The 22,853-nt window shown below is 64.0% G+C and carries 19 protein-coding genes; 11 read left to right on the forward strand and 8 right to left on the reverse strand.

Annotated features, from left to right (window positions below; genetic code table 11):
- Nucleotides 1-165: 165 nt before the first annotated feature.
- The 4 genes from ACIGJE_RS30165 to ACIGJE_RS30180 all read right to left on the reverse strand — a co-directional run bounded on the left by ACIGJE_RS30165 (nt 166) and on the right by ACIGJE_RS30180 (nt 4,186).
- Nucleotides 166-1,803: an MFS transporter gene (locus ACIGJE_RS30165; RefSeq protein WP_367626072.1), complete on the reverse strand. Its 1,638-nt coding sequence runs from the start codon at nt 1,801-1,803 to the stop codon at nt 166-168.
- Entirely contained in the window at nt 1,800-2,933 is a 1,134-nt protein-coding gene (locus ACIGJE_RS30170) for an HlyD family secretion protein (RefSeq protein ID WP_311936404.1), read from the reverse strand. Before ACIGJE_RS30170 ends, ACIGJE_RS30165 begins: the two co-directional genes overlap by 4 nt.
- Before the next feature lie 184 nt (nt 2,934-3,117).
- Nucleotides 3,118-3,876, reverse strand: coding sequence for a sulfite exporter TauE/SafE family protein (locus tag ACIGJE_RS30175; RefSeq protein WP_483681207.1), 759 nt, complete (start codon nt 3,874-3,876; stop codon nt 3,118-3,120).
- Nucleotides 3,877-3,946: 70 nt separating this feature from the next.
- Complete coding sequence (locus ACIGJE_RS30180; protein ID WP_415085189.1) at nt 3,947-4,186, reverse strand: DUF1127 domain-containing protein; 240 nt, start codon at nt 4,184-4,186, stop codon at nt 3,947-3,949.
- A gap of 173 nt (nt 4,187-4,359) precedes the next feature.
- Here ACIGJE_RS30180 and ACIGJE_RS30185 point away from each other — a divergent pair, with 173 nt between their 5' ends.
- The gene (locus ACIGJE_RS30185; protein ID WP_415085190.1) at nt 4,360-5,703 is read left to right on the forward strand and encodes an aminotransferase-like domain-containing protein; all 1,344 of its coding nucleotides are present in this window, start codon (nt 4,360-4,362) and stop codon (nt 5,701-5,703) included.
- Nucleotides 5,704-5,710: 7 nt separating this feature from the next.
- Here ACIGJE_RS30185 and edd read toward each other — a convergent pair whose 3' ends face one another.
- From edd to ACIGJE_RS30205, 4 genes are all read right to left on the reverse strand, one after another.
- Nucleotides 5,711-7,522, reverse strand: a complete 1,812-nt coding sequence (gene edd / locus ACIGJE_RS30190; RefSeq protein ID WP_367626075.1) for a phosphogluconate dehydratase — start codon at nt 7,520-7,522, stop codon at nt 5,711-5,713.
- A 133-nt stretch (nt 7,523-7,655) separates the two neighbouring features.
- Entirely contained in the window at nt 7,656-8,438 is a 783-nt protein-coding gene (locus ACIGJE_RS30195) for an ATP-binding cassette domain-containing protein (RefSeq protein WP_311936420.1), read from the reverse strand.
- Nucleotides 8,438-9,520, reverse strand: a complete 1,083-nt coding sequence (locus tag ACIGJE_RS30200) for an ABC transporter permease (RefSeq protein ID WP_311936424.1) — start codon at nt 9,518-9,520, stop codon at nt 8,438-8,440. Before ACIGJE_RS30200 ends, ACIGJE_RS30195 begins: the two co-directional genes overlap by 1 nt.
- A 105-nt stretch (nt 9,521-9,625) precedes the next feature.
- Nucleotides 9,626-10,660 (reverse strand): sugar ABC transporter substrate-binding protein, encoded by a 1,035-nt coding sequence (locus tag ACIGJE_RS30205; protein ID WP_311936426.1) that lies wholly within the window; start codon nt 10,658-10,660, stop codon nt 9,626-9,628.
- Nucleotides 10,661-10,990: 330 nt separating this feature from the next.
- Here ACIGJE_RS30205 and ACIGJE_RS30210 point away from each other — a divergent pair, with 330 nt between their 5' ends.
- From ACIGJE_RS30210 to ACIGJE_RS30255, 10 genes are all read left to right on the forward strand, one after another.
- On the forward strand, nt 10,991-12,247 hold the full coding sequence (locus ACIGJE_RS30210) for an ROK family transcriptional regulator (RefSeq protein ID WP_311936429.1): 1,257 nt from the start codon (nt 10,991-10,993) through the stop codon (nt 12,245-12,247).
- Between the two features lie 499 nt (nt 12,248-12,746).
- Nucleotides 12,747-15,032 carry a penicillin acylase family protein gene (locus tag ACIGJE_RS30215; RefSeq protein WP_415085195.1) on the forward strand — a complete coding sequence of 762 codons (2,286 nt, stop codon included), beginning with the start codon at nt 12,747-12,749 and terminating at the stop codon, nt 15,030-15,032.
- 284 nt (nt 15,033-15,316) lie between these two features.
- Nucleotides 15,317-16,564, forward strand: a complete 1,248-nt coding sequence (urtA, locus tag ACIGJE_RS30220; protein ID WP_311937478.1) for an urea ABC transporter substrate-binding protein — start codon at nt 15,317-15,319, stop codon at nt 16,562-16,564.
- Between the two features lie 225 nt (nt 16,565-16,789).
- Nucleotides 16,790-18,358 (forward strand): urea ABC transporter permease subunit UrtB, encoded by a 1,569-nt coding sequence (urtB, locus tag ACIGJE_RS30225; protein ID WP_311936434.1) that lies wholly within the window; start codon nt 16,790-16,792, stop codon nt 18,356-18,358.
- Nucleotides 18,355-19,521 (forward strand): urea ABC transporter permease subunit UrtC, encoded by a 1,167-nt coding sequence (gene urtC / locus ACIGJE_RS30230; RefSeq protein WP_415085197.1) that lies wholly within the window; start codon nt 18,355-18,357, stop codon nt 19,519-19,521. The genes urtB and urtC overlap by 4 nt, the downstream gene beginning before the upstream one ends.
- On the forward strand, nt 19,518-20,267 hold the full coding sequence (gene urtD / locus ACIGJE_RS30235; protein ID WP_367626079.1) for an urea ABC transporter ATP-binding protein UrtD: 750 nt from the start codon (nt 19,518-19,520) through the stop codon (nt 20,265-20,267). Before urtC ends, urtD begins: the two co-directional genes overlap by 4 nt.
- Before the next feature lie 8 nt (nt 20,268-20,275).
- Nucleotides 20,276-20,971 (forward strand): urea ABC transporter ATP-binding subunit UrtE, encoded by a 696-nt coding sequence (gene urtE / locus ACIGJE_RS30240; protein WP_367626098.1) that lies wholly within the window; start codon nt 20,276-20,278, stop codon nt 20,969-20,971.
- The gene (locus ACIGJE_RS30245; protein WP_483680440.1) at nt 20,946-21,788 is read left to right on the forward strand and encodes an urease accessory protein UreD; all 843 of its coding nucleotides are present in this window, start codon (nt 20,946-20,948) and stop codon (nt 21,786-21,788) included. Before urtE ends, ACIGJE_RS30245 begins: the two co-directional genes overlap by 26 nt.
- Nucleotides 21,789-21,802: 14 nt before the next feature.
- Nucleotides 21,803-22,105, forward strand: coding sequence for an urease subunit gamma (locus tag ACIGJE_RS30250; RefSeq protein WP_311936445.1), 303 nt, complete (start codon nt 21,803-21,805; stop codon nt 22,103-22,105).
- A gap of 163 nt (nt 22,106-22,268) precedes the next feature.
- Entirely contained in the window at nt 22,269-22,853 is a 585-nt protein-coding gene (locus ACIGJE_RS30255; protein ID WP_394311282.1) for a HupE/UreJ family protein, read from the forward strand.

A 22,853-nucleotide genomic window follows, 5' to 3' on the forward strand; every position in this document is an offset into this window, starting at 1 on the left:
GCGCAAGAACCTCATTCGCAGCCCGACGATATTCCGATCATATGGCCTTCGACCACTCGCCTGTTTCGTTCGTGGCAAGGCACATCATTGGAGTGGAACAACTAAGAAATTAGATTAGAATTGTTAGATAAAATAAAGAAATATATAGAGAAATAGAAATCCCATCTAGATGGGAAGTCGATTGGGCCTGGGCAGCAGGGCAATCAGCAGGAGGCAGACGAAGGCACCGCCGGCAGCAGCCAGGAAGCCGTCGATATAGGACAGCACCGCCGCCTGCTTGGCGATGGCCGAGGACAACAGGCTCGTCGCCCGGGCGCTGGCGATCGCCACGTCCGCCGTGTGGGCGCTGACGGCATTGCGATAAGCGGCGAGCCGGTCGACCGTCGCACCGGCAAGGCTGTCGACATGCAGGCCGATCAGATTGGAATGGACCTGTTCGCGCACCCGCACGAAGGTCTGCATGAAGGCGGTGCCGATCTCGCCGCCGAACATGCGGCTGATCTGCAGCAGGGCGCCGATCGTCAGCGCGTCGGCCGGATTGATTGACTGCACCGCCAGGACGACCAGCGCCGTGAGGGCGAAGGACTGGCCGAGGGCCTGCAGGATCTGGGATTGCAGGAAATCGTCGGTGGCCCAGGCGCTGGTGAGCTGCGCCGCCATCAGGCAGGCGATGCCGACCAGGGCCGTGCCGGCAGCCAGCACCCATCGTCCGTCGACGCGCTTGAGGACATAGCCGAGCGGCACCACGATGATGAGCTGGGGCAAGGCGATCCACAAGAGCACGGCGCCGACCTGCAATTCCCTGAAGTTCTGCACCGACTGCAGATAGTTGGGAATGATGTAGGCGGTCGACAGGATGATGAAGCGAAAGCCCGCCAGCAGCAGCAGCAACAACAGGAGATGATGCTGCATCAGGAGCCGCAGGTTGAGGAAGGGCCTGCGGCTGACCCACAGCTCGCGCACGACGAAGGCCGCCGTCACCAGGCCGCCGGCGATCAGCAGGCCGTTGACCAGGCCGCTGTTGGTCCAGTCGAGCCGGTTGCCCTGGTCGAGCCCGGCATAGAGCAGGCTGAAACCGGCGCCGGCATAGACCAGGCCCGGCCAGTCGAAATGGTGCAGGAGTTCGGTCTTCACGTCCTCGCGCGGAATGCCGAACCATACACAGGTGAACATCAGCGGCAGCAGGCCGCAATATTGCCAGCTGATCCAGCGCCAGGACAGGTTGTCCGCATACCAGCCTTCCAGCGAGGCCGCGACATTCTGCGAAAGCTCCGAATTCATGGCGTAAACAGCGATGCCGTAGATGATCAGGCGCGGCGGCAGGCTGCGGGCGATGAAGCTGATGGTCAGCGGAATGAACGTCCCCGATCCGACCCCGGCCAGGAACTGGGCGGCCAGGAAGGCGCCGAGATTGGGAGAGAGGGGCGCCAGCAGGCTGGCGACGAAGAGCAGGGTGATGCCCAGCAGCAGCATGCGCCGCACCCCGAAAATGGCGCCGAGATAAGGACAGGCCACGCCGACCAGCATCTGGCCGACGGCGAAGGTGGTGGTCATCCAGGCCCCCTCGTCAAAGCCCAGATGCAGCCCGCCGCGCAGATCGGCAAGACCGAAACTGGTGACGCGGCTGCCGAGCGTGGACATGATGGAGCCGAGCAGCACGCCGAGGATGCCGATATAGGGACGCAGCGTATCGGCGCGGAAACGCGGCGGGGCGTGCGTCGCCGGTTCGAGGGCTGCCCCGGCCGCTGTCAGCGGGGCGGCCGTCGCCGTCATACCCGCCATCGTCACGCCCGCCGTCGTCATGGCGAAGCCGCCGCGCCGGTGCCTGGCCTGTCACCGGTATCGACGGTCGCAACCACCGACATGCCGGGCCGGATCAGGGTTCCCAGCGCCGGGTTGGGATCGAGGGCGATCTTGACCGGAATGCGTTGCACGACCTTGGTGAAATTGCCGGTGGCATTGTCGGGCGGCAGCAGGGCGAAGGTGCTGCCGGTGCCGGGCGACCAGGCTTCGACCCGTCCGGTCAGAACCAGGTCGGGAAAGGCATCGACGGTAACATGCGCCGGCTGACCAAGACGGATATTGGTCATCTGGGTTTCCTTGTAGTTCGCCACCACCCAGATATTGGGCAGCGGCACCACGGCGATGACCTGCGTGCCGACATTGACGAACTGGCCCGGGCGAACCTGGCGCTGGCCGACGAGCCCTTTCGCCGGCGACCGGATCTTGGTGTAGCCTAGATTGTTGGTGGCGAGGGTGACCTGCGCCTCCGCGGCCTTGATCTGGGCCCTGACCTGCTGCTCCTGCACGTCAAGCCCGACAAGCAGGGCCTTCTGCTGGTCGAGCTGGGCCTCGTAGAGCGTCTTCTGGGCCAGAGCGCGTTGGGCATTGGCATCGGCCTGCTCGACCGATTGCTGGGTGCCGGCCGTGCCGGTCTTGAGCAGGTCGCGCTGGCGCGTGGCTTCGAGCTGGTAGCGCCGCACATCCGCACTGCCCGCATCGATATTGGCACCGGCCTGCCGGATCAGGGCATTCTGGACGTTCTTCTGATTGGCGACATTGGCGAGACTGGCTTCGGCCGCGGCGAGATTGGCCTGGGCCAAAGCGAGCTGCGCCTGATAGTCCGACGGTTCGATCTCGGCGATGAGATCGCCGGCCTCCACCGCCTGATAGTCGTGGATGGGGACTTCCTTGATGTAGCCGGAGACACGCGCCGACAAGGGCGTGACATCTCCCACGATGAAGGCATTGTCGGTTTCCGCGAGGCGGGCAGCACCGGTCCAGCGGTTCCAATTGCCGGCGACGTACCAGACCAGCCAGGCGGCGAGCAGAAGAAAGCCGACGCGCAAGGCCGGATAGAGCCAACGTGACCGCATGCTGCGCGCGGGCGGCGGCGTTTCGGATACGGTCGATTTTTCCGCAGCATCCGACATCTGATCCTCGCACCCATATTCCAACGCTGCCGATCCTGGCGAAGGATTTTGGATGGCGATACAAAAATATTCCAATACGCACACCGGACTTGCCGGGCTCGATCGAGCCTATCCTGGTGGGGCTCTACAGGGCGCGGAAATCGGCATCATCCCCGAGCCTTGCGGGCATGCCTGGCATTCACATTCATCCCGAGAAGCCGGAAACGCCGTCCCACAGCAATTTCAACGCCGTCACGGCGAGCAAGCCATAGCAGGCACGATAAACCTGACGCTGATCCAACACGCCATGAAGCCGCCAGCCGGACCAGACACCAACGGGAATGGCGAGCAGGCAGATCGCCATCAGCGCCCAGGTCGTGGCCGCAGGCTGTACCAGCAGCAGCCATGGCACCAGCTTGGTCGCATTGCCGACGGTGAAGAACAGGCTTGTGGTTCCCGCGTAGATCTCCTTCCCCAGCCCGAGAGGCAACAGATACATCGCAAGCGGCGGCCCTCCCGAATGCGCCACCATGGTGGTGATGCCCGAAGTGAGGCCGGCGGCGACCGCCTTCGGCATGGAGCGCGGGCGATGCGTCAATTCCCCGCCCCGCACGAGCCAGAGGCCGACAAAGACCAGGATGACGGCAGCCATCATGATCGCAATGGCGCGATGGTCGAGCACGCGGAACAGCAGGAAGCCGAAGCCGATACCGATCACAAGCCCGGGCAGCAGCACCATGAGGTCCGGCTTCGACCAGGTCGACGGCTTCCAGTAGCGCAAGGCGTAGAGATCCATCGCGATGAAGAGAGGCGCCAGCAATCCGCCCGCGATGACGGGATCCATGACCACCGAGAGCAGCGGAATGCCGACGATGGCAAAGCCGCCACCGAAGGCGCCCCTCATGAAGCTGATCAGGAATACGCCGGCAAAAGCGACGAGGATGGTGGCAGCGCTCAGGTCCATGGTGCCGCCTGCATCGCCGACGGACATGAGCATTCCCGCCTGTGCAGGGCCGTCGTGGCCCAATCGGGGATCATGACGCTTTGGTCCCACCGGGGGGGATGGGCCGGCCATAGACCGCGGCCTCGATATCACCGCGTGCAAGGCCGATGTCGCGTAGCGCGAAATCATCATGGTCGCGAAGGTCAGCAAGGGCGGCGCGCCGGGCCAGGAAACGTACGATTGCATCGCGAAGTGCGCCGAGTGCCCGATATCGGGTGGCAGGCTTCTTCACGAATTCAGGATGGACGACGGTCGAAAAGGAAACAGGCATTTCCAATCTCCAGTGATGACGTCAGGCCAAGCGACGCCGTTGCCGCAAACCACGATGTGCCGGCCGACATGAATGGTAGAAATTTTCACAGAGCCCGGTACAATCCGGTTGATATAGGCAAAATGCTCTGATATTTTTCTCGGTGCAATTATAACATTGCTCTCGGTGCAATAATGTCGAAGTCCGAATATCTGAAATTGGCCGACGAGATTGCTGCCGATATATCGGGCGGCAGGCTCATGCCGGGCGATCGCCTGCCCCCGCAGCGCAATTTCGCCTATGAGCGCGGGATCGCCGCCTCGACGGCAAGCCGCGTCTACACGGAGCTGCTGCGTCGGGGCCTGGCGGTCGGCGAAACCGGGCGAGGCACCTTCATTTCGGGCAATGCCAGGCGCGGCGTGGCGGCACCGGGCGAGCCGAGCGGCATTCGTATCGATCTCGAGTTCAACTATCCGCTGCTACCCGATCAGACCGCCCTCATTGCCCGGAGCCTCGATGGCCTGGAACAGCCTGCCGCCCTCGACATGGCACTCAGACAGGCGACCAGTATCGGAACGCCGGCGCTGCGAACCCTTGCCTCCTCCTTCCTTTCGCGGGACGCTTGGTCGCCAACCCCGGAGCAACTCGTCTTTACCGGCAATGGCCGCCAGAGCCTGGCGGCCGCCCTTGCCGCCATCGTTCCGACCGGCGGGCGCTGCGGCGTCGAGGCCTTGACCTACCCTTTCATCAAGGGCGTTGCCGCGCGGCTCGGCATCACGCTGGTGCCCTTGGCGATGGACGAGGGCGGCCTGCGTCCCGACTCGGTACAAAAGGCGCACCATGAAGCCCATCTTTCGGCGCTCTACGTCCAGCCGGCTGTCCAAAACCCGCTGAACATGACGATGAGCGCGGCGCGCCGGGCCGACCTTCTGCATGTCGCCGAGAAGCTCGACCTTCCGATCATCGAGGACAATGTCTACGGCTTCCTCGACGACGTGCCGCCGCTCGCAGCTCTCGCGCCGGCACGGTGCATCGTCATCGACTCCCTGTCCAAGAAGGTCGCGCCGGGCCTGTCCTTGGGCTTCATCGTGCCGCCCCAGCACCTGCGTGAAACCATCATGGCTTCGGTGCGCTCGGGCGGATGGACCGCCTCCGGCTTTGCCTTTGCGGCGGCGCAGCGACTGATGGGCGATGGCACCGCTGCCGAACTCTCCAGGCTGAAACGCCTGGATGCCCGCGCGCGCCAGAAGCTGGCGGCCGAGCGCCTTTCGGGCTTCGAGATTCAAACCAACGAAAAGTGCTACCATCTATGGCTGACATTGCCGGCGCATTGGCGCTCGCAAACCTTCGTCGCGGCGGCGGCCAGGCGCGACATTGCCCTGTCTCCCTCCACGACCTTCGCCGTAACGCCAGGCCATGCGCCCAACGCCGTCCGGCTGGCGCTGGCCAGCCCGTCGATGGATCAGCTCGATAGCGGCCTGGCGACGCTGGCCGCGATGCTGGTCATGCGGGAGGATGATTTCGACTCGACCGAATGAGCCTCAATCAGCCGAACAAGGGCGAAGCACCATGTTCCGCGGCCGAGACCTGCCGGCGAAACAGGCCGAAGAGTTCGCGGCCGACACCGAATTCGTTGCCGTCGAGATCCGGCTCGGCATTCTCCCGTTCGAGCGCTCCCGCCGTCAGCACGTCGATCGTGCCCGCAATCGCGTCGACGCGCACGAGGTCACCGTCCCTGAGCCTGGCAAGCGGTCCTCCGTCGAGCGCCTCGGGGCTGACATGGATCGCCGCGGGCACCTTGCCCGACGCCCCCGACATCCGCCCATCGGTGACCAGAGCGACCTTCAGCCCCTTATCCTGCAGCACGGCAAGCAGCGGGGTCAGGCTGTGCAGTTCCGGCATGCCATTGGCCTTCGGCCCCTGGAAACGCACCACCACCACGGTATCCCCGGTGAACTCGCCGGCCCGGAAGGCCTGCTTGACCGCCTCCTGGTCGGCGAAGACGCGTGCCGGCGCCTCGACGACATGGCGCTCCGGCGCCACGGCCGAGACCTTCATCACGCCGGTGCCGAGATTGCCTTGGAGCCGCTTGAGGCCACCCGTCGGCTGGAACGGCTCTCCGGCCGGTCGCAGCACCTTGGGATTGAGGGAGGCGCTCGTCCCCTCCGACCACACCAGGGCGCCGTCGATGAGCTTCGGCTCTCTGGTATAGCGGGCGAGCCCCTCGCCGGCCACGGTGCGCGTATCGGGATGCAGGAGCCCGGCTTCGAGCAGTTCGCCGATCATGAAGCCGAGGCCACCGGCAGCGTGGAAATGGTTCACATCGGCAAGCCCGTTCGGATAAACGCGCGCCATCAGCGGCGTCACCTCCGAAAGATCGGCGAAATCCTGCCAGTCGAGCACGATGCCGGCCGCCCGCGCCATGGCGATCATGTGGATGAGCAGGTTGGTGGAGCCGCCGGTGGCGTTGAGCCCGACAATGCCGTTGACGAAGGCGCGCTCGTCGAGCACGTCGCAAACCGGCGTATAGTCGTTGCCGAGCGCCGAGATCGCCAGGGCCCGCCTTGCGGCTTCCACGGTGAGTGCATCGCGCAGGGGCGTGTTGGGGTTGACGAAGCTCGAACCCGGCAGATGCAGGCCCATGAACTCCATCAGCATCTGGTTGGTGTTGGCGGTGCCGTAGAAAGTGCAGGTGCCCGGCCCGTGATAGGCCGCCATCTCCGCTTCCATCAGCTTGTCGCGCCCGCATTGGCCGGTGGCGAAGAGCTGGCGCACCTTGGATTTCTCGTCATTGGCAATGCCGCTCGCCATCGGCCCGGCCGGCACGAAGACCGCCGGCATATGGCCGAAAGCGGCCGCTGCAATGACGAGGCCAGGCACGATCTTGTCGCAGACCCCGAGATAGACGGTGGAATCGAAGGTGTTGTGGCTGAGCGCGATACCGGCCGCCATGGCAATGGCATCGCGCGAGAACAGCGACAATTCCATGCCGGCCTGGCCCTGGGTGACGCCATCGCACATCGCCGGCACGCCGCCAGCGACCTGCGCGGTGCCGCCGGCCGTGCGCGCCGCCGCGCGGATCAGGTCGGGGTAGCTTTCATAGGGCTGATGGGCCGAGAGCATGTCGTTATAGGCCGTGATGATGCCGAGATTGCCCGCGCCGCCCTTGACCAGGGCCGCCTTGTCATCCACCGGCATCGCGGCGTAGGCATGGGCCTGGTTGCCGCAGGACAGATGGGCTCGCACGGTGCCGGCGGCACGGGCGCGCGCCATGCGCTCGAGATAGGGGCGGCGAAGGGCCACGGACCGCGCCACGATCCGATCGGTAACCCGTGCGAGCGTTGGGTTCAGCGCCATGGTGACCTTTCTCGGGTTGGGAGACGATGCCGGCGTTGATACGGCGCATCGTCTCCGGAGGGCTTCGTCGATAATGAGGCGAAGCAAGAAACACGCCAGCCGGAGGGACAAAGCCCCCCGGCCCTCGTCTCTGTCAGGCCGCAACCAACTCCTCGGGCGGGGCCTTGGCGCCGGTCATGAAGGCGACCGCGTCGGACATCGTGTATTCGCGTGGATTGATGACGCAGAGCCGCCGGCCGAGCCGGTGGATGTGGATACGGTCGGCCACCTCGAACACATGCGGCATGTTGTGCGAGATCAGCACGATCGGCAGCCCACGCCGCTTGACGTCGAGGATAAGCTCCAGCACGCGGCGGCTTTCCTTAACGCCGAGAGCGGCAGTCGGCTCGTCCATGAAGACCACCTTCGATCCGAAGGCAGCTGCACGCGCCACCGCGACGCCCTGGCGCTGGCCGCCGGACAGGGTCTCGACCGCCTGGCCGATGTTCTGGATGGTCATCAGGCCGAGCTCGGTCAGCTTCTCGCGGGCCCGCTTTTCCATGGCCGGCCTGTCGAGCATCTTGAACCATTGGCCGAGGATGCCCGGCTTGCGGATCTCCCGCCCCAGGAACATGTTATCGGCGATGGACAGGGCCGGCGACAGGGCAAGGTTCTGGTACACGCACTCGATCCCCGCTTCGCGGGCATCGATGGGCGACTTGAAGTTGACGACCTTGCCGTCGAGCCTGATTTCCCCTTCATCGGGCGTAACCGCGCCCGACAAGGCCTTGATCAGCGAGGATTTGCCGGCGCCGTTGTCGCCGATCACGGCGAGGATCTCGCCGGGATAGAGGTCGAAGTCGCAATTGTTGAGAGCGGTGACCCGGCCATAGCGCTTGATCAGACCACGCCCTGAGAGAATGGGTTCCTGTGCCATTAGCCTGCAACCTTTCTGATCCACTGGTCGACGGTCACGGCGCCGATGATCAGCACGCCGATGAGCAGGTAGGTCCATTGCGGGTCGGTGCCCACCAGCCGGAGGCCGAGCTGGAACACGCCGACGATCAGGGCGCCGAAGATCATGCCCAGGATCGAGCCCCGGCCACCGAACAGCGAGATGCCACCGATGACCACTGCGGTGATCGACTCGATATTGGCAAACTGGCCGGAGGTCGGGGAAACCGAGCCGAGACGGCCGATCAGCACCCAGCCCGCCAGGGCGCAGATGATGCCGGACAGGGTGTAGACCTGGAGCAGCATCTTGTTGGTGCCGACACCGGAAAGCTCGGCCGCATCGGGATCATCGCCCACGGCATAGACATGCCGGCCCCAGGCGGTGTGGTTGAGCACGTACCACAGCACCGCGACCAGCAGCACCATGGCGATCACGCCGGCGGTCAGGACCGCACCGCCGAAGCGGAAGCTCGCGCCGAAGAGCTGCAGCAACGGGGCCTGAGCCGCGATGTCCTGGCTGCGGATCGTCTCATTGGCCGAATAGAGGAAGTTGGCGGCCAGGATGATCTGCCAGCTGCCCAGCGTGACGATGAAGGGCGGCAGCTTCATGCGGGAGACGAGCAGCCCGTTGATGTAGCCGCACAGCGCACCGCAGGCGAAGCCGCTGAGAATTGAGAGCGGCGCCGGCAGGCCGTAGCGGAAGGTGAACTGCCCCATCACCACCGATGACAGCACCATGATCGCACCGACAGACAGGTCAATGCCGGCCGTCAGGATGACCAGGGTCTGGGCTGCGCCGACGATGCCGGTGATGGCCACCTGCTGCAGGATCAGCGTCAGCGAAAAGGCCGAAAAGAACTTGCTGCCCAGGAGGATGCCGAAGACGGCGGTGGACAGCACCAGCACGATCAGCGGCACCATGGCCGGGTTTCCGTGCAGGAAGTGCTGCGCCTTTTCCAGGGCGGATTTGTTGTGGACGTCGAAGCTGGCTACGCTGGTGTCGCTGCCCGAGAGGACTTTCTCGAAGTCCTGTGGACGGCCGACATTTGCCGAAGGATCGGTCATATCTTTGGTCTCCTCCCGTGGGGCGGTCGCCCCTCGTAAAAGGAGCGGCGCGGCGGCCGCTCCTCCCTAAGAACAAGATTGAACGCTGGCCGGGCTGGCCTCAGGTCAGCCCCAGCACAGATCCTTGCCTTTCTTGGTGTCGATGGACTCGACGCCGGAAGCCGGCTTGTCGGTGACGAGGGTGGCGCCGGTGTCGAAGAACGCCTTGCCTTCGGTGGGCTTGGGCTTCTCGCCGCCATCGGCGAACTTCTTGATGGCCTCGATGCCCATGGCGGCCATCTTGAGCGGATATTGCTGCGAGGTCGCGCCGATGACGCCCTCCGCGACGTTCTTCACGCCCGGGCAGCCGCCGTCGACCGAGACGAGCAGCACATCCTTCTCGCGGCCGACGGCCTTGAGCGCTTCATAGGCCCCCGCGGCAGCCGGCTCGTTGATGGTGTAGACGACGTTGATCGTCGGGTCCTTCTGGAGGCAGTTCTCCATGGCAGCCCGGCCGCCCTCCTCATTGCCGTTGGTCACGTCGTGGCAGACGTTGCGGGCATCGCCCCAATCCTGGATCTTGGTCGGATTTTCGATCTTGGAGACGCCGAACCCGCTCATGAAGCCCTGGTCACGCAGGACGTCGACGGTCGGCTGGCTCGGATTGAGATCGAGATAGGCGATCTTGGCCTCCTTGGCCTTGTCGCCGAGCGTGGCCTTGGCCCACTGGCCGATCAGTTCGCCGGCCTTGAAATTGTCGGTGGCGAAGGTGGCGTCGGCCGCGTCGATCGGCTCCAGCGGCGTATCGAGCGCGATGACGAGGATGCCGGCAGCGCGGGCCTTCTTGACGGAGTCGACGATGGCCTTGGAGTCCGAAGGTACCAGCAGAATGCCCTTGGCCCCGTCGGCGATGCAGGATTCGATGGCCGAGACCTGGCTCTCATTGTCGCCGTCGATCTTGCCCGCATAGGCCTTGAGGTTGACGCCGAGCTCCTTGGCCTTGGCGCTGGCACCTTCCTTCATCTTGACGAAGAAGGGATTGGTGTCGGTCTTGGTGATCAGGCAGGCGCCGACATCGGCCGCAAAACCCGGGGTTGCAAAAATACCGAGAGACAGGACGCTGGCGCACAGCAGCGCCGACTTCAGGACCGGTTTCTTCATCATATTCCTCCCTTTTGGAACGCGTGGCCGGCTAGCCGGGCCTCGCTTTCGGGGCGCCCCTCATTGCCGTGTCGGCGCCTGGACATGAAAAAACACCATCCCCGCCTACCCTGTCAATAAATAAATAAGTCTTATTTAGTTATTTATTGACGCCCTTGCACGAAGCACTCATTGTGGGCGAAAGAAACAATGTTGCCCAATGCAGCCTCCCCCGTTCGAGTCACAAGCTCAAGCGAGTGAAAGCTGTAAAATTTCAGACACTTGCAGAATTTTCTTGCCATTGCCTGTTCACAGCCAATCGAGACATTCTGCCGACGGGGAGGAAACGGGATGGAGGCTGGCACCCAGAAGGCCGGTTCGTCCGAACTGGCCGAGAGCCGATTTCATCGCGGCACCAATCAGAGCGGCATGCGCGACCACAATGAGCGTATCGTCCTCTCGCTCGTCCGGGAGCATGGCGCCCTGGCCAAATCCGACATCGCCCGCATGACCAGCCTGTCGCTGCAGACCGTTTCGGTGATCATGCGCGAGCTGGAGGAAGCGGGTTTGCTGACGCGCCAGGAGCCGGTGCGCGGGCGCATCGGCCAGCCCTCGATCCCGATGGCACTCAATCCGGAAGGTGCCTATTTCCTCGGCCTGAAGATCGGGCGGCGCAGCGCCGATCTGGTGCTGATCGATTTCCTGGGCAATGTGCGTGCCATGCTGCACAAATCCTACCGCTACCCTGCCCCGGGCGAAACGATCCGCTTCGCGCTCGACGGCATCGCATCCGTCAGGGCCACGCTCAGCCCGGCAGCGAACCGACGTATTGCGGGGCTCGGCATCGCCATGCCCTTCGAATTGTGGAACTGGGCCGATGCGGCGGGCGCCCCACCCGATGTCCTCGACGAATGGCGCCATCGCAGCATCCAGGCCGACCTCCAGTCGAATTGCGATTTTCCGGTCTATCTGGAGAACGATGCCACTGCCGCCTGTGGCGCGGAACTCGTTTTCGGCCAGTTCTCGGGCGTGCGCGACTTCGTCTATTTCTATATCGGTGCCTTTGCCGGCGGCGGCATCGTGCTGAATGGCCGCCTGTTCGGCGGGCAGACCGGCAATGCCGGCGCGCTCGGCTCCATGCCGGTCCCCGGCCCCGACGGCAGGCCGACACAGCTCATCGACGTCGCCTCCATCGCCATGCTGGAGAAGGCCCTGAAGGCACGCGGCATCGATGCCGCGCATCTTTGGACCTCGCCCGAGGCGTGGGGCGACCTGGGTGAGGACGTCGAGATCTGGATCAACCAGGCGGCCGATGCCCTGGCTTATGCCATCGTCTCTTCCTGCGCCGTGATCGATTTCGAAGCAGCCGTCATCGACGGCTGGATGCCGACCGATGTCCGGGCGCGCCTGGTCGGCGCCGTACGCGAGGCACTCGGCAGGATCGACGTGGAAGGGCTGAGAACGCCCCATGTGCGCGAGGGAACGGTGGGCATCCATGCCCGCGCGCTCGGCGGCGCCAGCCTGCCGCTATCGGCCCGCTTCCTCCTGCTCGCCGATAGTTCCAAAGAGAGCAACACGGTCAAGAGCGGCGACCTGCATAGCCGATAAGCCAGCGCGAATGGTGGCATGAGGCACCTCACTGCCACAGCGCCGATGCTCGATCATAAATTTAAGATCATAAAACAAGTAATTAATATTGCTTATTTTTTAAAAATATCCAATGCGCATTTCTGCGCAATATATCCGGTCTCAGCTGCGCTCTCGAACGCCATCGACGCAGGATGGCGAGGGCCGACCTCGCGCTCCCACCGCCCGTCTGGCGCCAGCCAGAACGCAACGGCATGACGGTAGACGTTCCTGGGCGGCGAAGATAAGTTTCTTGTCTGACGTTAGAAATGGCGCCACTATCTGCGTCTCATTAAAAATAATCATAATTTTCTAAAAGTGTACCGCATAGAAAAATAAGGTCATTGATATGGTTCGCAGCCTGGCAATCTTTCTGAGTTCCGTTTCTTTGGTCGCCTGGGGTTCAGCTGCTCTTGCGGAAATCTCATCAGGCGTACGGCAACAGAGCCACAATATCCAAGGCTTGCAGCAACCTGCCACGATGATCGTCGATCATTGGGGCATCGCGCATCTCTATACTGCCAGCCGGCGCGATGCGTTCTTCATGCAGGGCTACAATGCTGCGCGCGACCGCCTGTGGCAGATCGACCTGTGGCGCAAGCGCGGCCTTGGCCTTCTAGCCCGGGATTTCGGTCCGGCCTATGTCGAACAGGACCGTGCGGCACGCCTGTTCCTCTATCGCGGTGACATGGACAGGGAATGGCAGTCCTATGGCCCCAACGCGAAGGACTATGCGAACGCCTTCATCGCCGGCGTCAATGCCTATGTCCAGGAAACCCGGGACGGCACGCAGCCCCTGCCCGAGGAGTTCAGGATCGCCGGATCGCGTCCTGACCTGTGGCATGTCGACGATATCGTGCGCATCCGCAGCCATGGCCTGACGCGCAATGTCGAACTCGAAGTGCAGCGCGCGCAAATTGCCTGCGCAGCCGGGCTCGAGGCCGACAAGCTCCAGGCCCAGCTCGAGCCCGAATGGACGACGAAGCTGCCCGACGGCCTCGACCCCTGTTCCATTCCACGGGACGTGCTGAAAGACTACACACTTGCGACCGATCCGGTGAAGTTTGGACCGGCCAAAAAGGCCGCACAGGCCTATGACCCCGACGCCCTGTTGGCGCAGGCACAGGACAAGGTCGATACGATCGGCTCCAACAATTGGGTCGTCTCCGGCAAGCGCACGGCAACCAGGCGGCCGATCCTCGCCAATGATCCGCATCGCGACCACAGCGTGCCGTCCCTTCGCTATATCGTTCATCTCGTTGCACCGGGCATGAACGTGATCGGCGCCGGCGAACCGGCACTTCCCGGCATCTCGATCGGCCATAATGGCCGCATCGCCTTCGGCTTGACGATCTTCGGCATGGATCAGGAAGACCTCTATGTCGAGGCGCTCAATCCGAGCAATCCCGATCAGGTCAAGTTCGACGGGAATTGGGAACCTGTCCGGATCGTGCACGAAAAGGTCGAGGTCAAGGGCGGCGCCCCGCAGGATATCGAGATGCGCTTCACCCGGCACGGACCGGTGCTTGCCAGCGATGCCAAGCGAAACCTCGCCTTCACCATTCGCTCCGTCTGGTTCGAGCCGGGAACCTCGGCCTATTTCGGCTCATCCGACTACATGACGGCGAAAAACTGGCCGCAATTCCAAGCCGCCATGAAGCGTTGGGGCGCCCCTTCGGAAAACCAGATCTATGCCGACACCAAGGGTAATATCGGCTGGCAGCCGGGCGGAATGGCGCCGCGCCGCCTGAGCTATGACGGGCTGCTGCCGGTACCGGGCGACGGGCGCTATGAATGGCAGGGCTTCTTGCGCCTGGACGAATTGCCGAGTGTCTTCAACCCGAAGACCGGCTATTTCGCCACCGCCAACCAGATGAACCTGCCGCCCGGCTATCCCATCGAGCAGCGCCGCATCGGTTTCGATTCCTGGGCCAATCCCGCCCGCTGGGACCGCATCGTCGAAGTGCTGCAGGACAAGAAGAAATTCAGCCTCGCCGACGCGATGGATCTGCAGAATGACGACACCAGCATGCTGGGCCGCCGCCTGATCGCGCTCCTCAAGCCGCTGCAGTCGGATGACCCCCAAATCGCCAAAGGACTGCAGCTCCTGCGCGATTGGAATGCGAGCGACGATCGCGACAGCGCCGCCGCCGCTCTGTTCGAGGTATGGATCAGCAGGCATATCGGCCCGGCCCTGGTAAATGCCAGCGTGCCGCAAGGCGCTCGTGCCCTCATTCCCAGGCCAAGTGTCGGCGCGATGTTCGAGCTTCTGGAAAAGCCGGACGCCTCCCTCGGTCCCGATCCGGCCAAGGCGCGCGACAAACTGCTGCTGCAGAGCATCGGCACGGCGGTCGCGGAGGTTTCCAAGCTTCTCGGCGAGGATGCCGGCCAATGGCGCTGGGGCAGGCTGCACCATGCCCAATTCGATCACGCGCTGATGCCTCTGGCCGATCTCTCGACCCAAGCGCAGATGCGCGTCGGCCCGCTCGAGCTCGGCGGCGCCAGCAACGTGCCCCACGCCGCCAGCTATCGCAGCTCGGACTTTCGCCTGACCTCCGGCGCCTCCTTCCGCATGGTACTGGATGTCGGCAATTGGGACGCCAGCCGCGCCATCAATACACCGGGGCAATCGGGCAATCCCTTCAGCCCGCATTACCGCGATCTCGCACCGCTATGGGCCAACGGACAATATGTGCCCCTGCTCTATTCCAAGCCGGCAGTCGAGAATGCAGCGAGCGAAATCGTGACCTATACGCCCGTGAAATAGTGACAGCGGCAGGAGCCACGAACCCATTTCGGCGCCACCGGGTGGCACCGAAAGGCAGCAGTTCGCCTAATTATTAGGCATGCTTAAATTATTGCCCTCCCATCGAAACACTTCAGCACCTTGTCCCGGCCGCCTGCCAGCAGGCTCTGCGCTTTCGAGGACTGCCCCGCCCCGATTGGCACGCCGCTTGCAGGAGCCCTGCGGGATCCAACAAGAAGCAAGGGGAAGGCGTCATGTCGAAGCTCGGAAGACTCGGTCATTGCCTGTCGGGCAGCATCATCGCGATGTTGATCACCTGCGGCGCAGCCAGCGCCGAAGAAAACACCATCAAGATCGGCATCCTGCATTCGCTGTCCGGCACCATGGCGATTTCCGAGACGACGCTCAAGGACGCCATGCTGATGCTGATCGACGAGCAGAACAAGAAAGGCGGCGTGCTCGGGCGCAAGCTCGAGGCCGTGGTGGTCGATCCCGCCTCGAACTGGCCGCTTTTCGCCGAGAAGGCCCGCGACCTCCTCGGCAAGGACAAGGTGGCGGCGGTGTTCGGCTGCTGGACCTCGGTCAGCCGCAAATCCGTGCTGCCGGTCTTCAAGGAACTCGACGGCCTCCTGTTCTACCCGGTGCAATATGAGGGCCAGGAGAGCGAGCGAAACGTCTTCTACACCGGCGCAGCACCGAACCAGCAGGCCATCCCCGCCGTCGACTATCTGATGAGCCAGGAAGGCGTGAAGCGCTGGGTGCTGGCGGGGACCGACTATGTCTACCCCCAGACCACCAACAAGATCCTGCAGGCCTATCTGCAGTCCAAGGGCGTGGCCAAGGACGACATCATGGTCAACTACACGCCGTTCGGCCAGTCCGACTGGCAGACCATCGTCTCCGACATCAAGAAATTCGGCTCCGCCGGCAAGAAGACCGCCGTCATCTCCACCATCAACGGCGATGCCAACGTGCCCTTCTACAAGGAACTCGCCAACCAGGGCATCAAGGCCGAGGACATTCCCGTCGTCGCCTTTTCGGTGGGCGAGGAGGAACTGGCTGGCCTCGATACCGGGCCGCTGGTCGGCCACCTCACGGCGTGGAACTATTTCCAGTCGGTCGATACCCCAGCCAATGCCCAGTTCATCAAGACTTGGCGCGCCTTCACCAAGAACGACAAGCGCGTCACCAACGACCCGATGGAAGCCCATTACATCGGCTTCAACATGTGGGTGAAGGCGGTGGAGAAAGCCGGCACCACCGATCCCGACGCGGTGATCGACGCCATCGTCGGCGTATCCGTGCCCAACCTTTCGGGCAGCTATTCGACCATGATGCCCAATCATCACATCACCAAGCCGGTCCTGATCGGCGAAATCCAGGCCGACGGCCAGATGCAGACCGTCTGGCAGAGTTCGGGACTGGTGGTGGGCGATGAATGGTCCGACTACCTGCCGGACTCCAAGGATCTGATCGCCGATTGGCGCAAGCCGCTGTCCTGCGGCAATTTCAACGTCGCAACCGGCAAATGCGGCGGCCAGGGCACGAACTAACGCCAAGAAGCACTATCAATGCCCCTTGGTCCTTTCTGGTGATTTTCGTCAAATCTCTGATTTGGCATCGAAAATCATCAGCTGTTCAAGCCGAGAATGCCTCAGCATTTTCGAAGCTTGGTTTAAGGCTCCAATATGCTGTCCTGTGAACCTTCCCGTCTCCGGTTGCGCTCCGCCATGCACGGGTCTCGTCTCCTCGTCCTGGCCTTGTGGGCCTGCCTCCTCATGCCCGGACTTGGTCACGCCGATGAGGCCGGCATCAGGGCCGGCCTTGCCAAGTTGGCCACTGCTGGAAATTTCCAGCAGGTCGAGGCGGTGGTGCGTGAACTGGCCGGAAGCGGCGATGCACTGGCGGCCCGCCCCCTCGCGGCGCTGGCAGACGGCAATCTCTACTGGCGCCAATCCGACAAGGCGGTCCTGATCGCTTCGGGCAGCGGCGATCCGCTCGCGATCACCGATCCGCTCACTGGCGCCGGCGTGGGGACGGCGGGCAAGGGGGAACTTGTCAGGATCAAGGTCAACAATGCCATCAGGCGGGCGATAAGGGAGGCGAGCGGCTCGCTCACGCTCTCCTCCCCCGACAAGGCGGCACGCCTCGCGGCTGCCGACGCGCTGACCCAGACCCCCGACCCCGGTGCTCTCCCGGCGCTCGACAGCGCCATCGCCAGGGAGGCTGATACCGCCGTCAAGGCCCGGCTGGAGACGGCGCGGGCTGCCGCGACCTTGTTCTCCGACAGGCCCCAGGCCGACAAGAGCGCGGCCGTCGGGCTCATTGCTTCTCTCGGCACCCGCGAGGCCGCCGCGCTGCTCGGCCGCTTCGAGGCCGGCGCCGACGGAGCGTTGAAAGATGAAGCCGCCGCGGGCATCGGCACCATCGATGCGCGCCTGAAGCTGTGGGATCTGGCGCAGAACGTCTGGTACGGCATCTCGCTGGCCTCGGTGTTGCTGCTCGCCGCCATCGGCCTTGCCATCACCTTCGGCGTGCTCGGCGTCATCAACATGGCGCATGGCGAGATGGTGATGATCGGCGCCTACACCACCTTCGTCGTGCAGGAGGCCGTACGCGCCTATGCACCTGGCCTGATCGACTGGTCGCTGCTGATCGCCCTGCCCTTGGCCTTCCTGGTCGCGGGCGCCGTTGGCGTTGTGATCGAGCGCGGCATCATCCGCTTTCTCTACGACCGCCCGCTGGAAACCCTGCTGGCGACCTGGGGCGTCTCGCTGATCCTGCAGCAGGGCATCCGCGTGATCTTCGGACCGACCAACCGCGAGGTCGCCAATCCCGGCTGGATGTCCGGCAGCATCAGCGTCGGCGAACTGACCATCACCGCCAACCGGCTGTGGATCTTCGCCTTCTCGATTGCGGTGTTCATCGCCCTGCGCCTCATCCTCAATCGCACCCGCTGGGGCTTGCAGATGCGCGCCGTGACCCAGAACCGGCGCATGGCGTCCTCGATGGGTATCCGCACGCCCAGGGTCGACGCGCTGACCTTCGGCCTCGGCTCCGGCATCGCCGGCATCGCCGGTGTCGCCCTCAGCCAGATCGGCAATGTCTCGCCCAATCTGGGCCAGGGTTACATCATCGATTCCTTCATGGTCGTGGTGTTCGGCGGCGTCGGCAATCTGTGGGGCACGCTTTTGGGCGCGCTGACGCTCGGCATCGCCAACAAGTTCCTCGAACCCTATGCCGGCGCGGTCCTCGGAAAGATCATCGTGCTCGTTTTCATCATCCTCTTCATCCAGAAGCGCCCGCGCGGCCTGTTCGCGCCCCGGGGGCGGGCGGTGGAAGCATGATCCTCGCAACCCTGCTCAAGAACGGCCTCGACCGCCGCTTGTCCATCCTCGTCGCGCTTCTCGTGGCGGCGGCCGTGCTGGTGCCGGTGCTTCACCTGGCGGTACCGGCAGACAGCGCCTTGCATATGCCCGCCTATCTCGTGGCGTTGCTCGGCAAATATCTCACCTATGCCCTGCTCGCCCTCTCGCTCGATCTCGTCTGGGGCTATTGCGGGCTTCTCTCGCTCGGCCATGGCGCCTTCTTCGCACTGGGCGGCTATGCCATGGGCATGTATCTGATGCGTGGGATCGGCGATCGCGGCGTCTATGGCAATCCCGTGCTGCCCGACTTCATGGTATTCCTGAACTGGCAGGAACTGCCCTGGTTCTGGTACGGCTTCGACAGGTTCTGGTTCGCCGCGCTGATGGTGATGGCCGTACCGGGCCTGCTCGCCTTCACCTTCGGCTGGTTCGCCTTTCGCAGCCGCGTCAACGGCGTCTACCTCTCGATCATCACCCAGGCGATGACCTATGCGCTCATGCTCGCCTTCTTCCGCAACGACATGGGGTTCGGCGGCAATAACGGCCTGACCGATTTCAAGGATCTGCTCGGCTTTTCCCTGCAGGCGCCGGGCACGCGCGCGGCCCTGTTCGCCGCCAGCGCCCTGATGCTGGCGCTGTTCGTCACGCTTACCGCCATGATCACCGCCTCCAAGCTCGGCAAGCTCATGATTGCCGTACGCGATGCCGAATATCGCTCCCGCTTTCTCGGCTGGCGGCCGGAAAACATCAAGCTGTTCGCCTTCACCTTCTCGGCGGTGATGGCCGGCATCGCGGGTGCGCTCTATGTTCCGCAGGTGGGCATCATCAATCCCGGCGAGTTCTCGCCGGCCAACTCCATCGAGGTGGTGATCTGGACCGCCATCGGCGGCCGCGGCACCCTGATCGGGCCGGTGATCGGCGCCGTCGGCGTCAACTGGGCCAAGAGCTGGTTCACGGCCGCCTTGCCCGATCTATGGCTGTTCGCACTCGGTGCCCTCTTCGTCGTCATGCCGCTCCTGCTGCCACGGGGCCTGGTCGGCGCCTTCGAGCATTGGCGCCGGTCCAAATCCCCTCGCAAGGCCTCTGCGAGCAAGGCGCTCGTGCCCGCCCAAAGCGACGCCGCGGAGGAAGCGACCTCATGACCCAGCAAACGCACAGCATTCTCTATCTCGACGGCGTCAGCGTCAGCTTCGACGGCTTCAAAGCCATCAACAATCTCTCGCTCATCCTGGAGCCCGGCGAGATGCGCGCCATCATCGGCCCGAACGGGGCCGGCAAGACCACGATGATGGACATCATCACCGGCAAGACCCGGCCCGATACCGGCGAGGTCTTCTTCGATGGCGAACATGATTTGACCAAGCTCGATGAAACCGACATCGCCAATCTCGGCATCGGCCGCAAGTTCCAGAAGCCGACCGTATTCGAAACGCATACGGTCGAGGACAATATCGCCCTCTCCCTCAAGGGCCGGCGCGGCATCTTCGCCGCCTTGTTCGACCAGCGCTCGCGCTCCGAAAGCGAGCGCATCGACGAGATTCTCGCCACCGTCCGTCTCGAACAGCGGCGGGACGACAAGGCAGCCGGGCTGTCGCACGGCCAGAAGCAATGGCTGGAGATCGGCATGCTGCTGGCCCAGAACCCGAAGCTCCTGCTCGTCGACGAGCCGGTGGCCGGCATGACCGATGCCGAAACGGCGCAGACCGGTGATCTCCTCAGGCAGATCGCCCGTTCGCATTCGGTCGTCGTCGTCGAGCACGACATGCATTTCGTGCGTGAGCTCGGGGTGAAGGTGACCTGCCTGCATGAGGGCAGCGTGCTGTCGGAGGGGCGGTTCGACCATGTCTCGGCGGATCCGCGGGTCGTCGAAGTCTATCTGGGGCGATAGAGCAGATGATGTTGTCCGTCAGTGATCTCACCCTGCATTACGGCGCCGCCCAGGCATTGCGCGGCGTTTCCCTGCAGGCCGAAGCCGGCAAGGTCACCTGCATCCTCGGCCGCAATGGAGTCGGCAAGACCAGCCTGATGCGCACCATCGCCGGACAGCACCGGCCGAGCGCCGGCTCCGTCAGCTTCGAGGGCAAGCCACTCGGCCGCAGCCCTGCCCATGACAGGGCCAGGCTCGGCATCGCCCTCGTGCCCCAGGGCCGGGAGATCTTTCCCCTGCTGACGGTAAAGGAAAACCTGCAGACCGGGTTTGCGCCGCTCAAGCGCGCCGAGCGCAGCCTTCCGAGCCATATATTCGAGCTGTTCCCCGTGCTCGCCCAGATGCTGCAGCGCCGGGGCGGCGACCTTTCGGGCGGCCAGCAGCAACAGCTTGCCATCGGCCGGGCGCTGGTGACCCGACCCAAGCTCCTGCTGCTCGACGAGCCGACGGAGGGCATCCAGCCTTCCGTGATCAAGGATATCGGCCGGGCCATCGCGTTCCTGCGTGATCAGATGGGCATGACCATCCTCCTGGTCGAGCAATATCTCGACTTCGCGCGCGAACTGGCCGATCGTGTCGTCATCATGGATCGCGGCGAGATCGTCTTTTCCGGCGAGGCCGCCGACCTGGACAAGCCCGATGTACGCCGACATCTCCTGCTTTGACGTCAGGAAGGCCCCGCTCCGCCTCGAACGGGCCGAGGGCGTCGCCCGCCTGGCCTTTCGCCAGCGTGACGGGGCCTCCAGACTAGCGACCCTGTATCAGGAAGGATGCGCCAAGATACGGTTGCCGCAACCACTGCCTGGAGCTCAGCCGGAGGCTATCCTCATCAACACGGCGGGCGGTCTGACTGGTGGCGACAGGCTCGCCTTCGAGGTCGTGGCGGGGGCGGCAAGTTCGGCCACCATCACCACCCAGGCCTGCGAACGCATCTACCGCTCGACGGGCGAGGACGCTGTTGTCGTCAACCGGCTGACCGCCGAGGCCAGCTCTCGCCTCGCCTGGCTGCCGCAGGAGACCATCCTGTTCGACGGTGGCCGCCTCGTCCGGCGTCTCGAGGTCGACCTGGCCGAGGGCGCCCAACTGCTTGCCGTCGAAGCCGTGCTGTTCGGCCGCGCGGCCATGGGCGAAGTGTTGCGCAGCGGCGCCTTGATGGATCGTTGGCGGGTACGCAGCAACGGAAAACTGATCTTCGCCGATGATTTCCGCATAGACGGCGATATCGCCAAACGCCTTGCTGCCCCCGCGACGTTGGGCGGACACCGAGCTATGGCGACAATGCTTGCCGTTTGCCCGGAGCCGGAGGAACGGATCGAGGCGGTGCGCGACATCATCGGCAGCCATGGCGGCGCCAGCGCCTGGGACGGCAAGCTGGTGGTGCGCCTCCTCGCCGAAGACAGCCTGTCGCTCAGGCATCGCCTCGAGCCTCTCCTGTCCTTTCTGCTCGCCGACCGTCCCCTGCCGAAAGTATGGCAGCTCTAACCACCGGAACCCGCATGAACCTCACGCCCCGCGAAAAAGACAAGCTCCTGATAGCCATGGCGGCCCTGGTGGCGCGCCGGCGCCTCGAACGCGGCGTCAAGCTCAACCACCCAGAGGCGATCGCCCTCATCAGCGATTTCGTGGTCGAAGGTGCGCGAGACGGGCGCTCGGTCGCCGATCTCATGGAGGCCGGCGCGCATGTGCTGACGCGCGAGCAGGTGATGCCCGGTATCGCCGAGATGATCCACGACGTGCAGGTGGAAGCGACCTTTCCGGACGGAACCAAGCTGGTCACCGTGCACGAACCCATCCGATAGACCGCCGGAGAACCGGAGAATAGGTGAACCGAACGAACTCAATCTTTGTCATTGCCGGGCTTGACCCGGCAATCCAGCCCCCCTTTTCGGGCAATGAAGACCCAAATCCCTGGATGCCCGGGTCAAGCCCGAGCATGACAAGGGCAATTTTTCAGAGGCCAGAATGAAGAAATATCTGTTCGCACTCGCCGCCATGCTCACCGCCACGCCGGCCATGGCTCATATCAACCCGGCCGAGCATGCCTCCTTCTCCACGGGCTTCCTGCACCCTCTTTCGGGCGCGGACCATATATTGGCGATGGTCGCCGTCGGCCTGTGGGCCGCCCAGCTCGGCGGACGCGCGCTGTGGGCGGTTCCCGCGACCTTCGTCATCGTCATGACGGCAGGCTTCGGCGCCTCCCTCACCGGCATGCCCCTGCCCTTCATCGAGCCGGCGATCGCAGCCTCCGTCGTGGTGCTCGGCTTGCTCGCCCTGATGGCATTCAAGGTGCCGACGCCGATCGGCATGGTCGTCGTCGGGTTCTTCGCCCTGTTCCATGGTTTCGCCCATGGCAGCGAACTGGGCAATGCCAGCGCCACACCCTTCCTGGTCGGCTTTGCCCTGGCGACGGCCCTGCTGCACGCGGCCGGTGTCCTGCTCGGCCCGGGGATCGCCCGCCTCGCGGGTGACAAGGCCGGTCGGCTGGTCACGCGCTTCGCCGGGGGGCTGACCGCCCTCGCCGGGTTGGCCCTGATCGTGGGAGGCTAA

Source organism: Labrys sp. E2SS-1L (assembly GCF_057073705.1).